The 12,994-nt window shown below is 68.4% G+C and carries 12 protein-coding genes; 7 read left to right on the top strand and 5 right to left on the bottom strand.

Annotated elements, in window-relative coordinates; translation table 11 throughout:
- A partial coding sequence (locus H976_RS0120230) for a DUF222 domain-containing protein (protein WP_196804159.1) occupies window positions 1-497 on the bottom strand: 497 nt, incomplete at its 3' end.
- Window positions 498-636: 139 nt separating this feature from the next.
- On the bottom strand, window positions 637-1,386 hold the full coding sequence (locus H976_RS27565; RefSeq protein ID WP_051277167.1) for a nucleotidyltransferase family protein: 750 nt from the start codon (window positions 1,384-1,386) through the stop codon (window positions 637-639).
- A 76-nt stretch (window positions 1,387-1,462) separates the two neighbouring features.
- Here H976_RS27565 and H976_RS29155 point away from each other — a divergent pair, with 76 nt between their 5' ends.
- A complete protein-coding gene (locus tag H976_RS29155) occupies window positions 1,463-2,005 on the top strand; it encodes an AAA family ATPase (protein WP_051277165.1) in 543 nt (180 codons plus the stop codon).
- Here H976_RS29155 and H976_RS0120215 read toward each other — a convergent pair.
- Window positions 2,002-3,390: an aspartate aminotransferase family protein gene (locus H976_RS0120215; RefSeq protein ID WP_081683072.1), complete on the bottom strand. Its 1,389-nt coding sequence runs from the start codon at window positions 3,388-3,390 to the stop codon at window positions 2,002-2,004. The two genes, H976_RS29155 and H976_RS0120215, sit on opposite strands and share 4 nt — an antisense overlap.
- A gap of 166 nt (window positions 3,391-3,556) precedes the next feature.
- Here H976_RS0120215 and H976_RS0120210 point away from each other — a divergent pair, with 166 nt between their 5' ends.
- The 5 genes from H976_RS0120210 (at window position 3,557) to H976_RS0120190 (ending at window position 8,716) form a co-directional block, all read left to right on the top strand.
- Window positions 3,557-4,990, top strand: a complete 1,434-nt coding sequence (locus tag H976_RS0120210; RefSeq protein ID WP_027863018.1) for a gamma-aminobutyraldehyde dehydrogenase — start codon at window positions 3,557-3,559, stop codon at window positions 4,988-4,990.
- Between the two features lie 7 nt (window positions 4,991-4,997).
- Window positions 4,998-6,212, top strand: a complete 1,215-nt coding sequence (locus tag H976_RS0120205) for a saccharopine dehydrogenase family protein (RefSeq protein WP_027863017.1) — start codon at window positions 4,998-5,000, stop codon at window positions 6,210-6,212.
- Window positions 6,209-6,391, top strand: a complete 183-nt coding sequence (locus H976_RS0120200; RefSeq protein ID WP_027863016.1) for a hypothetical protein — start codon at window positions 6,209-6,211, stop codon at window positions 6,389-6,391. The genes H976_RS0120205 and H976_RS0120200 overlap by 4 nt, the downstream gene beginning before the upstream one ends.
- A gap of 76 nt (window positions 6,392-6,467) precedes the next feature.
- The gene (locus H976_RS29715) at window positions 6,468-7,943 is read left to right on the top strand and encodes an ABC transporter substrate-binding protein/permease (protein WP_231389005.1); all 1,476 of its coding nucleotides are present in this window, start codon (window positions 6,468-6,470) and stop codon (window positions 7,941-7,943) included.
- Between the two features lie 17 nt (window positions 7,944-7,960).
- Window positions 7,961-8,716 (top strand): amino acid ABC transporter ATP-binding protein, encoded by a 756-nt coding sequence (locus H976_RS0120190; protein WP_027863015.1) that lies wholly within the window; start codon window positions 7,961-7,963, stop codon window positions 8,714-8,716.
- 127 nt (window positions 8,717-8,843) lie between these two features.
- Here H976_RS0120190 and gabT read toward each other — a convergent pair whose 3' ends face one another.
- Together gabT and H976_RS0120180 are read right to left on the bottom strand one after the other, a co-directional pair.
- Complete coding sequence (gabT, locus tag H976_RS0120185; protein ID WP_027863014.1) at window positions 8,844-10,190, bottom strand: 4-aminobutyrate--2-oxoglutarate transaminase; 1,347 nt, start codon at window positions 10,188-10,190, stop codon at window positions 8,844-8,846.
- Window positions 10,191-10,274: 84 nt separating this feature from the next.
- Window positions 10,275-11,543 carry a phosphatidylserine/phosphatidylglycerophosphate/cardiolipin synthase family protein gene (locus H976_RS0120180; protein ID WP_231389004.1) on the bottom strand — a complete coding sequence of 423 codons (1,269 nt, stop codon included), beginning with the start codon at window positions 11,541-11,543 and terminating at the stop codon, window positions 10,275-10,277.
- A 280-nt stretch (window positions 11,544-11,823) separates the two neighbouring features.
- Here H976_RS0120180 and H976_RS29710 point away from each other — a divergent pair, with 280 nt between their 5' ends.
- Complete coding sequence (locus H976_RS29710) at window positions 11,824-12,957, top strand: integrase core domain-containing protein (protein WP_196804097.1); 1,134 nt, start codon at window positions 11,824-11,826, stop codon at window positions 12,955-12,957.
- The last annotated feature ends 37 nt before the right edge of the window (window positions 12,958-12,994 follow it).

The following is a 12,994-nucleotide window of genomic DNA, read 5'->3' as shown; positions in this document are numbered from 1 at the left end:
GCCGCCAACGACACCAGGTGGGCCTCGGCCTGTGCGCGTTGCTCGCCCGAGACCGCGAACTCACCCGAGCTCGGCAGCCGGTCCAGGGCGGTGGTGATGGCGCGTGCCTGAGCGAGGTTCACGATCCCGGCATCCATGCCCGCCGAGAGCACCGGGTAGCCCTCCACCGTCCCAGCCAGCTTCAGGTCCGATCGCGCGCTGATCCTGGTCTGACGGGTCTCGATGGCCACCCAGTCCGCCGCCGAGGGCGCACCACGCTCACTTCCGGCACCGGAGCGGTCGGCCTCGGCCAGCACCCGCAACCGCAACGCAGCGAGCTGTGCTTCGGCTCGCGCGAGCTCACGCAGGGAGTCACGTTGCTCGGCCGGGGTCATCGACCACACCGGAGAAGCCGCGACCTCGTCGAGTCGCCCGGTGAGCTGGCGGGCGAACCGCAGCACCGGATGCCCGGTGCGGATCGGCTCAGAACTCGAACCACAAGTCGGATCGGAACTCATGCGCCCACGCTCGCTGTCAGGCACACCTGGGAGTGTGCGTCCGGCGGGGCTGCCTCTACGGAAGAGTGTAGACGAACACATGTTCGAATACAAGAGACATGCGTCTACGGTTTCGAGATCTGAGATCCCAGAGGTGACCTCAGGGCGTCCGAGTGGGGCGGACCGAGTGGAGCGCCTCGTCGAACGCGTCGGAGATCGCTCGATGACGGGCGACCTCCTCCCGATAGAGGACCAGCGTCGCGTCAAGTGAGCGCTCCTGCTCCCCGGCGTCCAAGGAGGAGGCCCGCGCGGCGGCCATCCGGTCCGAGAGCTCGGCTGGGAGGCGATGGACCTCCCGCGCGTGCACCTGGTTGAGCCCCTCGCGGAGGCAGGCGAGGGCCAGCACCTGGTTGCGGAGCTCCGTCAGCATCAGGTCTGCCTGCCACGAACGACTGCGAGCGATGGCGGAGCGAGCGTGCAGGGCGTAGAGCCACCCCAGCTTGATGAGTGCTCCTGGCTCCGGAGCCGGTCGCACTGCAGGCGTCCCCACATGGCCGAACACGGAGCGGACGGGCTCACCGGTCGACCTCAGCTCCCTGTCACCCCAGAACGAGAGGTCGACCTGCAGCGAGTCGCTGAGCAGGATGACCCGGTACACCGCGCCAGCGGCGTGCACGGTCATGGAGTCCGCGATGACCCGGAGCGTGCCCAGCCACGCGGTCCACTCGTCCGCGGCCTCGTGCAGGTCGAGTCCTGGAGCGAGCTGCAGCGCGATGTCGATGTCGGACCAGGCGTCTTCTTGTCCCCGCGCCGCCGAGCCCAGCAGTGCGCAGGCAGTCACCCCGTGGTCGTCCTCGGCACGGTCGATGATCTGCTGACGCAGGGCAATGCGCTCGTCGACGCTGAACATGGCCCAAGGCTCCCATGGGTCCCTAGGTGGCGGCGTTGTCGACCGCTCGCTGCTCGGCCCCCCTAGGGTCGTGGCCATGCCACGCCTGATCCACCTCAACGGTCCCTCGCGCGTCGGGAAGTCGACGCTGGCGCGCCGGTTCGCCGACGAGCACCCGGGGACGTTGGCCCTCGACCCCGACGTGCTCGCGGGACTGGTGGGCGGGTGGCAGGCGGACTTCTCCGGGGCCTACGCGGTCGCGCGTGGGCACGGGCAGGCGCTGGCGACGAGGCATCTGCGCGAGGGGTACGACGTGATCGTTCCGCAGCTCGTCACCAGCCACGACCGCGTGCCGGGGTTCGAGGAGGCGGCACGTGCAGCGGATGCGGACTACGTCGAGGTGGCCCTGCTGGTCGACGACGAGGAACACGTCCGCCGCCTGCACGACAAGCAGCCGTCCACCGCGGTCGAGGCCAGGATCCAGTCACTGCTGGAGGACCCTGCGAGCGACCTGGTCGACCGGATCAGGCAGCACCTGTCCGAGTACCTCGCCGACCGTCCGCAGACGATCCGGCTCGACACGACGGGACTGGACGAGGAGGCGTCGTACGCGCGCCTCCTGGACGTGCTCGCGGCCTAGAGCTGGTCCCAGGCCCGCGTGAGTACGTCGCGCAGGATCGACTCCATCTGGTCGAAGACGGCCTGGTCGGCGACGAGCGGGGGAGCGAGCTGGACCACCGGGTCGCCACGGTCGTCAGCACGGCAGTAGAGGCCGGCCTCGAACAGCGCTCCGGAGAGGAAGCCGCGCAGCAGCCGCTCGGACTCGGCGTCGTCGAAGGTCGTCTTGGTCGCCTTGTCCTTGACCAGCTCGATCCCGTAGAAGTACCCGTCGCCGCGGACGTCGCCGACGATCGGCAGGTCGTTCAGCTTGTTCAAGGTCGCGCGGAAGTCGTCCTCGGTCGCGAGCACGTGCTCGTTGAGCTGCTCGCGCTCGAAGATGTCGAGGTTGGCCATCGCGACCGCGGTCGAGACCGGGTGGCCGCCGAAGGTGTAGCCGTGCGCGAAGGAGGCATCGCCCTTGGAGAACGGCTCGAAGAGGCGGTCGGTGGCGATCATCGCGCCGAGCGGGGAGTACCCCGAGGTCAGACCCTTGGCGCAGGTGATGATGTCGGGCTGGTAGCCGTAGCGCTCGGCGGCGAACATGTGGCCGAGACGGCCGAAGGCGCAGATGACCTCGTCGGAGACCAGCAGGACGTCGTACTCGTCGCAGATCTCGCGGACGCGCTCGAAGTAGCCGGCGGGCGGCGGGAAGCAGCCGCCGGAGTTCTGCACCGGCTCGAGGAACACCGCCGCCACCGTGTCGGGACCCTCGAACTCGATGGCCTCGGCGATCCGGTTGGCGGCCCACTGGCCGAAGGCGTACTCGTCGTCGGGACCGAGGTAGGAGGTCTCGGCGGCCCGGTAGAAGTTGGTGTTGGGCACCCGGAAGGTCGAGGGCACCAGCGGCTCGAACGGCGCCTTCATCCCGGGCAGGCCGGTGATGGAGAGGGCGCCCTGCGGCGTGCCGTGGTAAGCGATGGCGCGACTGATCACCTTGTGCTTGGTCGGCTTGCCGGTCATCTTGAAGAACTGCTTGGCCAGCTTCCAGGCCGTCTCGACGGCCTCGCCGCCGCCGGTCGTGAAGAAGACGCGGTTGAGGTCGCCCGGGGCGTAGCCCGCGACGCGCTCGGCCAGGTCGATGGCACCGGGGTGGGCGTAGGACCAGAGCGGGAAGAAGGCCAGCTCGGCGGCCTGCTTGGCCGCGGCCTCGGCGAGCTCGGTGCGACCGTGCCCCGCCTGGACGACGAACAGGCCGGCCAGCCCGTCGATGTACTTGTTGCCGTTGGCGTCCCAGATGTGCACGCCGTCACCACGCACGATCGTCGGCACCTGGTGGGTGTCGTAGGTCGAGTGGCGCGTGAAGTGCATCCAGAGATGGTCCTTGGCGGCCTGCTGACGACCTTCTTCGGACTGGGGATTGGTCATGATTTGTGCACCTCGGTGTTCTCGGCTCCCTGAAGGCCCCCAGTCTGCCTGCCCGAACGTGGACTAGCAAACGATTCACGGGTCATCCGCGTGTTCACCGATGGATTCGTTGGTAAAAGGGCCTCAGACCTACCGATTCCGTTGTCACATCGCTACGCTCACCCCCATGGCCGACACCACCTTCCGCAATGTCGTCAACGGCGAGCTCGTCGATGCCGCCTCGGGGGAGAGGTACGACGTGCTCGACCCCACGACGGGGGAGGTCTACGCGACCGCGCCGATGTCGGGCCAGGAGGACCTCGACCGCGCCTACGGTGCCGCCGAGAAGGCGTTCGAGCAGTGGGGCCGGATGACCCCCCGCGACCGCGCCGGCGCGTTGCTCAAGATCGCCGAGGCCGTCGATGATCGGGTGGAGGAGATCAACGCGGTCGAGTGCAAGGACACCGGCAAGCCGCTCGGCCTGACGATGTCGGAGGAGATGCCCTACGCCTCCGACCACTTCCGCTTCTTCGCCGGCGCCAGCCGGGTGCTCGAAGGCCGCTCGGCCGGTGAGTACATGGACGACCACACCTCGTTCGTACGCCGCGAGCCGATCGGGGTCGTCGGACAGGTGACGCCCTGGAACTACCCGTTGCTGATGATGATCTGGAAGGTCGCTCCGGCGCTCGCGGCGGGCAACACCGTCGTGCTCAAGCCCAGCGACACGACCCCGGCGTCGACGACGCTGTTCGCCGAGCTGTGCCAGGAGTTCCTGCCGCCCGGCGTCTTCAACGTGGTGTGTGGCGACCGCGACACCGGTCGCGCCCTGGTGGAGCACCCGGTCCCGCAGATGGTCGCGATCACCGGGTCGGTCCGCGCCGGCATGGAGGTGGCGAAGTCAGCGGCCTCGGACCTGAAGAAGGTGCACCTCGAGCTGGGCGGCAAGGCTCCCGTCATCGTCTTCGACGACGCCGACATCGAGAAGGCGGCGCAGGGCATCGCCGAGGCCGGCTACTTCAACGCCGGCCAGGACTGCACAGCCGCGACTCGCGTGCTCGCCGGACCAGGGGTGCACGGCGACTTCGTGGCCGCCCTGACGGCGGCGGCCAAGGACATCAAGACCGGCATGCCCGACGACGAGGAGGTCCTCTACGGACCCCTCAACAGCAGCGACCAGCTCTCCCGGGTGAGTGGCATGGTCGAGCGCCTGCCCGACCACGCGAAGCTGGAGACCGGAGGCACCCGCCAGGGTGACCGCGGCTACTTCTACACGCCGACGGTGCTGTCCGGGCTCCAGCAGGACGACGAGCAGATCCAGAACGAGATCTTCGGACCGGTCATCACCGTGCAGAAGTTCAGCGACGAGGCCGAGGCGCTGCGCTGGGCCAACGGCGTGCAGTACGGCCTGGCCTCCAGCGTCTGGACCAAGGACCACGGCCGGGCGATGCGGATGTCGCGCTCGCTCGACTTCGGCGCGGTCTGGATCAACACCCACATCCCGTTCGTCTCGGAGATGCCGCACGGCGGCTTCAAGCACTCCGGCTACGGAAAGGACCTCTCGATGTACGGCCTGGAGGACTACACCCGCATCAAGCACGTGATGTCGTACATCGGTGAGTGAGCAGGCCATGAGGATCCTTTTGGTCGGGTCCGGCGGCGTCGGCTCGGCGTTCACGGCCATCGCCGCACGGCGCGACTTCTTCGAGCTGTGCGTGGTCTCGGACTATGACGAAGCACGGTCACGTCGAGCGGTCGACGCGCTGGGGGACGACCGGTTCGTGGCGGGTCAGGTGGACGCGTCGGACGGCGACTCGGTCGAGTCGCTCGTCCGCGAACACGGGATCACCCACGTCATGAACGCCGTCGACCCACGTTTCGTGATGCCGATCTTCAACGGTGCGTACGCCGGCGGTGCCGACTACCTCGACATGGCGATGAGCCTGTCGCACCCCCACCACGAGCGCCCCTACTCGCAGGTCGGCATCAAGCTCGGCGACGAGCAGTTCGCGGTCGCCGACATGTGGGAGCGCGAGGGGCGACTGGCCCTGGTCGGGATCGGTGTCGAGCCCGGGCTCTCCGACGTGTTCGCGCGCTACGCCGCCGACCACCTGTTCTCCGAGATCGACGAGCTCGGCACGCGTGACGGGGCCAACCTCGAGGTCGCGGGTTACGAGTTCGCGCCGTCCTTCTCGATCTGGACCACCATCGAGGAGTGCCTGAACCCGCCGGTGATCTGGGAGCAGGACCGTGGCTGGTTCACCACCCCGCCGTTCAGCGAGCCGGAGACCTTCGAGTTCCCCGAGGGCATCGGACCGGTCGAGTGCGTCAACGTCGAGCACGAGGAAGTGCTGTTGATGCCGCGCTGGGTCGACTGCAAGCGGGCGACGTTCAAGTACGGCCTGGGCAACGAGTTCATCGACGTGCTCAAGGTCCTGCACAAGATCGGGCTCGACAAGACCGACAAGGTGAAGGTCGGCGGGGTGGAGGTGAGCCCGCGCGACGTGGTGGCCGCGTGCCTGCCCGACCCGGCCACCCTCGGCGACAAGATGACCGGCAAGACGTGCGCCGGGCTCTACGTCACCGGCAAGGACAAGGACGGCCAGCCGCGAGCGACGTACCTCTACCACGTGGTCGACAACGAGTGGGCGATGCAGGAGTACGGCCACCAGTGCGTGGTCTGGCAGACCGCGGTCAATCCGGTGGTCGCGCTCGAGCTGCTCGCCACCGGTGTCTGGCACGGCGCCGGCGTGCTCGGTCCGGAGGCGTTCGACGCGGTGCCGTTCCTCGACCTGCTCACCGCCTACGGCAGTCCCTGGGGCCAGCGGGAGGACGCGATCTCATGATCATCGCCGGCACCCGACCCGCGGGGTTCGCCGAGCGGCGCGACCGCGCGCGACGTGCCGCTGCGGCTGTCGTGGAGGCCGACGACGAGGCCCGGCACTCGGGGGAGTCGGGGGACCTGCAAGCGAACGAGCCGGTGAAGTCGGCCGTCGAGATCGCTCCACGCCCGCCGTCCGACTAGCCGGCGGACAGGATCAGGTACCCGCGACCGGGGTACCGGTGGTGCGACGTCTCCTCGATGAAACTAGTGTGGTTTGGTGCACATATCCCATATCGTGCCGTGGCTCGTCGTACCGCTGCTCGCCACCGCGTCGTTGCTCGGGCTCTCGGGTCCTGCCCACGCCGCTGACGGAGACCCGGTCGTCCGGGTCGGGACCGAGGGCACCTACCCGCCCTTCACCTACGTCGACCCGCGCTCGCAGCAGCTCACCGGGTTCGACGTCGAGGTCATCAAGGCAGTCGCCAAGAAGGCCGGCTGGCAGCTGAAGTTCGTGCAGAGCCCGTTCGACGCCATCTTCCCCGCGCTCGACGCCCACCGGATCGACGTGATCGCCAACCAGATCACCATCAACCCGGAGCGCGAGGCTCGCTACCTCTTCACCCAGCCCTACACCTACTCCCACGGCGTCATCGTCACCTCCGCCGACAACGACGACATCAAGACGCTCGCCGACCTCAAGGGCAGGACCGCGGGAGAGTCGGAGACCAGCAACTGGGCGCAGGTCGCCCGCGACGCCGGCGCCAAGGTCAAGTCGGTCGACCAGTTCGCGCAGGCGGCCGCGCTGCTCGTCCAGGGTCGGGTCGACGCCGTCGTCAACGACAACATCGCCGTGCTCGACTACCTCGCCTCGACCGGCTCGACGAAGATCAAGATCCGGAGGGACGTCGAAGGGGAGGTCAGCAAGCAGGCGCTCGCCTTCCGCAAGAGCGACAAGGCCCTGCGCGACCAGGCCGAGAAGGCACTCGCGGAGCTCCGCGCGGACGGCACGTTGCGCAAGATCTCGGAGAAGTACTTCTCCGCCGACGTGACAGTGCCCAACTCGGGGAAGGTCAAGGTCAAGGGTTCGGACACGCGCAACACCGCTGAGGTCGTCCGGGACTCTGCGTGGCCGATGCTGCGGGGCGTCATCGTGGGCACCATCCCGCTGACCGTGATCAGCTTCCTGGTCGGCATGGTCATCGCCCTGGCCGCAGCCCTGGCGCGGATGTCGGCCAACCCCCTGCTGCGTCTGCCGTCCCGCTTCTACATCTCGGTCATCCGGGGGACGCCCCTGCTGGTGCAGCTGTTCATCGTCTTCTACGGGCTCCCGGAGATCGGCCTGAAGATCCCCAGCTATCCGGCGGCGATCATCGCGCTGAGCCTCAACGTGGGCGGGTACGCCGCGGAGATCATCCGTGCTTCGATCCTGTCGGTCCCGCGCGGGCAGTACGAGGCGGCCACCACGATCGGCATGGACTACGCCCAGAGCATGCGGCGGATCATCCTGCCGCAGGCCGCGCGGATCGCCGTACCACCGCTGTCCAACACGCTGCTCTCGCTGGTGAAGGACACCTCGCTGGCCTCCGTCGTACTCGTGCCCGAGCTGCTGCGCAAGGCGACGGACGCCGCGTCGTCGAGCACGGAGTTCCTGCCGGTGTACGCCTTCGCCGCCCTCTACTACTGGATCATCTGCTGGTTGATCTCGCTAGCCCAGAACAGGGTGGAAGCACGCTTGGAGAGGTTCGCGGTATGACCGCCACGACGTCGTCACTGATCGAGGTCCGCGGCCTGCACAAGGCCTTCGGTGACCAGGAGGTGCTGAAGGGGATCGACTTCACCGCCGAGGAGGGTACGGCGACCGCGCTGCTCGGGCCCTCGGGATCGGGCAAGACGACGGTGCTGCGCTCGCTCAACGTGCTCGAGACTCCCGACGCCGGGGCGGTGCGGATCGCCGACGCGTCGATCGACTTCGACCACCTGCCGGACGACAAGTCGGCGCGCCGTCGCGAGATCAAGGCACTGCGCGCCCGCAGCGGCATGGTGTTCCAGTCGCACAACCTGTTCCCGCACATGACGGTGCTGCAGAACCTCGTCGAGGGTCCGGTGCTCGTGCAGGGACGCGCGGCCGACGAGGCCGAGGTCGACGCGCGCCGACTGCTCGAGCAGGTCGGCCTGGCGGGTCGCGAGAGCGCCTACCCGGCGCAGCTCTCCGGTGGCCAGCAGCAGCGGGTCGGGATCGCGCGAGCGCTGGCCCTCAAGCCACAGGTGGTGCTGCTCGACGAGCCGACCTCGGCCCTGGACCCCGAGCTGGTGGGCGAGGTGCTGTCGGTGATCCGCGACCTGGCCCAGCAGGGCTGGACGCTGGTGATCGTCACCCACGAGATCCGCTTCGCGGGCGACGTCGCCGACCAGGTGCTGTTCCTCGACGACGGCGTCGTGGCCGAGCGCGGAGGAGCCGAGGTGCTCACCGATCCGCAGCAGGAACGCACCAAGCAGTTCCTGCGGCGCGTGCTCGAAGCACGCTGAGACTGTTCTTGCCGGCGTGGCAGTTTGGCCGGGCGCCCGGCCAAGTTGTCACTGGAGGGGTGATGTTTCACCCCTCCACTCGCAGTTTGGCCGGGCGCCCGGCCAGACCGCAGCACGCGCGAGCCCCTCACACCAGCCCGAGCGTGGCCTCCTCGAGGACACCGAGGGCCTCGTCGAGCAGGTGCTCGGGCATCACCAGCGGCGGCAGGAAGCGCAGCACGTTGCCGTAGGTGCCGCAGGTCAGGGTCAGCACACCCTGCTGGTGGCAGGCGGCGCTGATCTTGCCGGCCAACGCTGAGTCCGGCTTGGTGGTGCCGGGCTCGACCAGCTCGATGGCCATCATGGCGCCCCGACCGCGGACGTCGCCGATGGCGGGCACCTTCTCGGCGAGGGCGCGCAGCCGGTCGGTCATGGTCTGCTCGATGCGGCGAGCGGCGGCGCTCAGGTCGAGCTCCTTCATCGTGGCCATCGCACCGAGGGCCGCGGCGCAGGCGACCGGGTTGCCGCCGTACGTCCCGCCTAGGCCACCGCCGTGCACGGAGTCCATCATCTCGGCGCGGCCGACGACGCCGGCCAGCGGGAGGCCGCCCGCCATGCCCTTGGCCACCGTGACGAGGTCGGGTACGACGCCCTCGTGCTCGCTCGCGAACCACGCGCCGGTGCGGCACATCCCGGACTGGATCTCGTCGGCCACGAAGACGACGTCGTTGGCGCTGCACCAGTCGGCGATGGCGGGCAGGAAGCCCTCGGCCGGCACGATGAAGCCGCCCTCGCCCTGGACCGGCTCGATCACCACACACGCGAGGTTCGGGGCGCCGACCTGCTTCTCCAGCACGTCGATGGCGCGGGCAGCCGCATCGGCTCCGCTGAGGCCGTCGCGGAACGGGTAGGACATCGGCGCCCGGTAGACCTCGCCGGCGAACGGCCCGAAGCCGTTCTTGTAGGGCATGTTCTTGGCCGTCATCGCCATCGTCAGGTTGGTGCGGCCGTGGTAGGCGTGGTCGAAGACCGCGACCGCGTCCTTCCCGGTGTGCACGCGGGCGATCTTCACGGCGTTCTCGACCGCCTCGGCGCCGGAGTTGCACAGCGCGGTCTTCTTGGCGAAGTCGCCGGGGGTGAGCGCGGCGAGCTGCTCGCAGACCTCCACGTAGCCCTCGTACGGCGCCACCATGAAGCACGTGTGGGTGTACGCCGCGACCTGCTCGGTCACCCGTCGTACGACCTCGGGGGCGCTGTTGCCCACGCTGGTCACGGCGATCCCGCTGGCCAGGTCGATCAGCGAGTTGCCGTCGACGTCGACGACGACCCCGCCACCGGCCGCTGCGACGTACACCGGGAGCACGCTGCCGACGCCGGAGGCGACCGCAGCGGTACGACGGGCGTGCAGCTCCTGGGACTTCGGCCCGGGGATCTCGGTCACGACCTTCCGCTCCTGGGGGAGGTCGGGTCCGCCAACGGTCTTTTCAGTGGTCATGAGCGTCTCCGGCGACGGTATCGGTGGTCTGGATGGGGGAGCTCGGCCAGTATCCGTCGCCCGTGGCCGGGACAGCAAGTCGGGTCAGAGCAGCGGGCGGAGCGGCTTCAGGATCATCTCGGTGAAGCGGCTGTAGACGTCGCGCGCCTCCCACTCGGCGATGGTGAGCTCGAGGGCGTTGGTCAGGTCGGTCTCGAAGATGCGCTCCATCTCCTCGGCCAGGGACGCATCGATGATCTCGACGTTGATCTCGTAGTTGCCGCTCATGCTCAACCGGTCGACGTTGGCGGTGCCGATCGTGGTCCAGTTGCCGTCGATGGTCGCCGTCTTGGCGTGCACCATCGCGTCGCGGAAGCGGTGGATGGAGACGCCGGCGTCGAGCATCCGGCGGAAGTAGCCGCGCGAGATCCAGTCGGCCACGATGTGGTTCGACTTCGCCGGCAGCAGCAGCGCCACGTCGACCCCGCGGCGGGCCGCCTCCACCAGCGCGTCGACGAAGCCCTCGTCGGGGATGAAGTAGGCGTGGGTCATCCAGATGTTGCGCTGGGCCCGGTTGATCGCCTCGATGTACATCGACCGGATCGGGAACATCCACAGCCGCGGCACGTTGCGGTGCACCCGGATCCGCGGCTCCCAGGTGGACGCGGTGGTCATCAGCATGGGCGGCTCGCTGCGACGGAACCGCTTGTCGCGGTGGAGGTTCCAGAAGTCGGCGAAGCTGCGTGCGAGGTCCCACACGCCCGGTCCGGTGATCCGGCAGTGGGTGTCGCGCCACTCCGTCGCGTACGGCGCACCGATGTTGTAGCCGCCGACGAACCCGACGGTGTCGTCGACGACGAGGATCTTGCGGTGGTCGCGTCCGTAGCGACGCAGGTCGAAGAACCGCCACCCGGCCGAGTAGACGGGGAAGGCGAGCACCTTCACGTTGGCCGGGAAGCGCTTGAACGGCGGCCGCACCACGATGTTGGCGAACTGGTCGTAGATGACCCGCACCTCGACGCCCCGGTCCGCCGCGTCGATGAGCGCCTTCTTGAAGCGCTGGCCGACGGCGTCGCCCTTCCAGATGTAGGTCTCGAGCAGGACCTGCTTCTTGGCCCCCTCGATGGCGGTGAGCATGTCGTCGTACAGGTCCTGGCCGAAGGTGTAGGTCGTGACCGCGCCGTCGCCGACCTTCGTCTCCTGCGCCGTACGCGTCGGGAACGGCTTGGGACGCTTGCCGCGGCGCCGGTAGGAGTCGACCAGGCTCATCGCGACCGCCACCATCAGCGGGATCCCGAACACCACGAACAGCGCCCGCTTGACCACCATCGCCACCGGGTGGGAGTAGTTGATCAGCGGGTGCCGGGGAGTCACGCGGCCATCCAACCAGAACGACGTCGGCCGGCACCCGATGCTGTGGGTCCGGGCGAGCGCGGCTCGTGTCACCTCGGAGTCGTTCTCAGCGGCGTACGGCGGCTGTTCTGTCCTTTGTCATTGCGGACAGTTCTGTCTTGGGTTGGTCCGGACACTCGAGCGGTTGTGAGCGCATGGTGCGTTCATGGCAGACAGGGTGGTTCCGGTGGACGTTCGGGCTGTCGTGGTGGCCTGGCCTGAAGATGCTCCTCGGGGGGCGGTGACGAGGTTCTGTCGGGAGGTGGGGATCTCCCGGTCACGCTTCTATGAGATCAAGGCGCTGGCGAGGCGGGCCGGTGCCGAGGAGGCGATGGTTCAACGTCAGCGTTCGGTGGCTCGTTCGCCGTTGGCGATTCCCATCGAGGTCGAGGAGCTCGCGGTCCGGCTCCGCAAGGAGCTGGCGGACGCGGGTTGGGACCACGGGCCGATTAGCGTGCGGTATCGGCTCCAGCAGATGGGTATCGCAGCGCCCGCGGCCTCGACGCTGGCGCGGGTTTTTGCCCGCCGGGGAATGGTGGTTCCTCAGCCGCAGAAGCGGCCCCGGTCCAGCTATCGAAGGTTCGAGGCCCCGCTGGCGCATGTGTGCTGGCAGCTGGACACCTTCCAGTGGCCACTGGCCGATGCGGTGGGGTCGATCGCCAACGTCTACCAGCTCCTCGACGACAAGTCGCGGTTCATCGTCGCCAGCCATGTCGAGATCGGCGAGACCACCAGTGGCGCACTCACCGTTCTGGGCAAAGGCATCGCAGCGTTCCAGGTGCCACACCGGCTGCTCAGCGACAACGGCACCGCGTTCAACCAGACCCGGATGGGTCGACGCTCCCAGTTGGTCGAACACCTCCAAGCGCTGGGATGCAGAGCGATCACGGGCAAGCCTGGACACCCCCAGACCCAGGGCAAGGACGAACGGGTCCATGCCACCACCCAACGCTGGCTGCGAGCCCAGCCAGGAGCGCAAAGCATCAGCGAGCTGCGCGCCCAGATCGACTACTTCGACCATGCCTACAACCACGAACGGCCCCATCAGGCACTCGCAATGCGCACCCCTGCCCAGGCACTCAGCGACGGGCCTACAGCGTTGGAGCCGATCCCACCATTGCCGCCCGCGACACCCAGATCGATGCCGGTCAGCGCGAAGACCTACAAGACCGACTTCGCCGGCCGCGTCCACTTCCACCGCATCTCAGTCAACCTCAGCCGCAAGCACGCCCGGACCAAGGTCACCGTCGTCCGAAACGGCGACACCGTCAGCATCTTCGACCCCCACGGCACCCTGATCCGAAGCCAGCACCTCACCCCCGGAAAGCACTACTACGGAGTCCTGGGGGACCAAGCCCCTCGACCCAACCCGAGCGAAGTGTCCACACTGACCTGAGACACCAACACTGTCCGGACGAACCCGAGACATCACA

Source organism: Marmoricola sp. URHB0036, assembly GCF_000426045.1.
GTDB lineage: Bacteria > Actinomycetota > Actinomycetes > Propionibacteriales > Nocardioidaceae > Marmoricola.
Note: the sequence above shows the minus strand (reverse complement) of the source record. Positions and strands in the feature narration are given on the sequence as shown.

Coding starts and splice junctions, on each gene's coding strand:
- H976_RS27565 (WP_051277167.1), bottom strand. CDS start 1,386: ATGTTCAGCGTCGACGAGCGCATTGCCCTGCGTCAGCAGATCATCGAC.
- H976_RS29155 (WP_051277165.1), top strand. CDS start 1,463: ATGCCACGCCTGATCCACCTCAACGGTCCCTCGCGCGTCGGGAAGTCG.
- H976_RS0120215 (WP_081683072.1), bottom strand. CDS start 3,390: ATGACCAATCCCCAGTCCGAAGAAGGTCGTCAGCAGGCCGCCAAGGAC.
- H976_RS0120210 (WP_027863018.1), top strand. CDS start 3,557: ATGGCCGACACCACCTTCCGCAATGTCGTCAACGGCGAGCTCGTCGAT.
- H976_RS0120205 (WP_027863017.1), top strand. CDS start 4,998: ATGAGGATCCTTTTGGTCGGGTCCGGCGGCGTCGGCTCGGCGTTCACG.
- H976_RS0120200 (WP_027863016.1), top strand. CDS start 6,209: ATGATCATCGCCGGCACCCGACCCGCGGGGTTCGCCGAGCGGCGCGAC.
- gabT (WP_027863014.1), bottom strand. CDS start 10,190: ATGACCACTGAAAAGACCGTTGGCGGACCCGACCTCCCCCAGGAGCGG.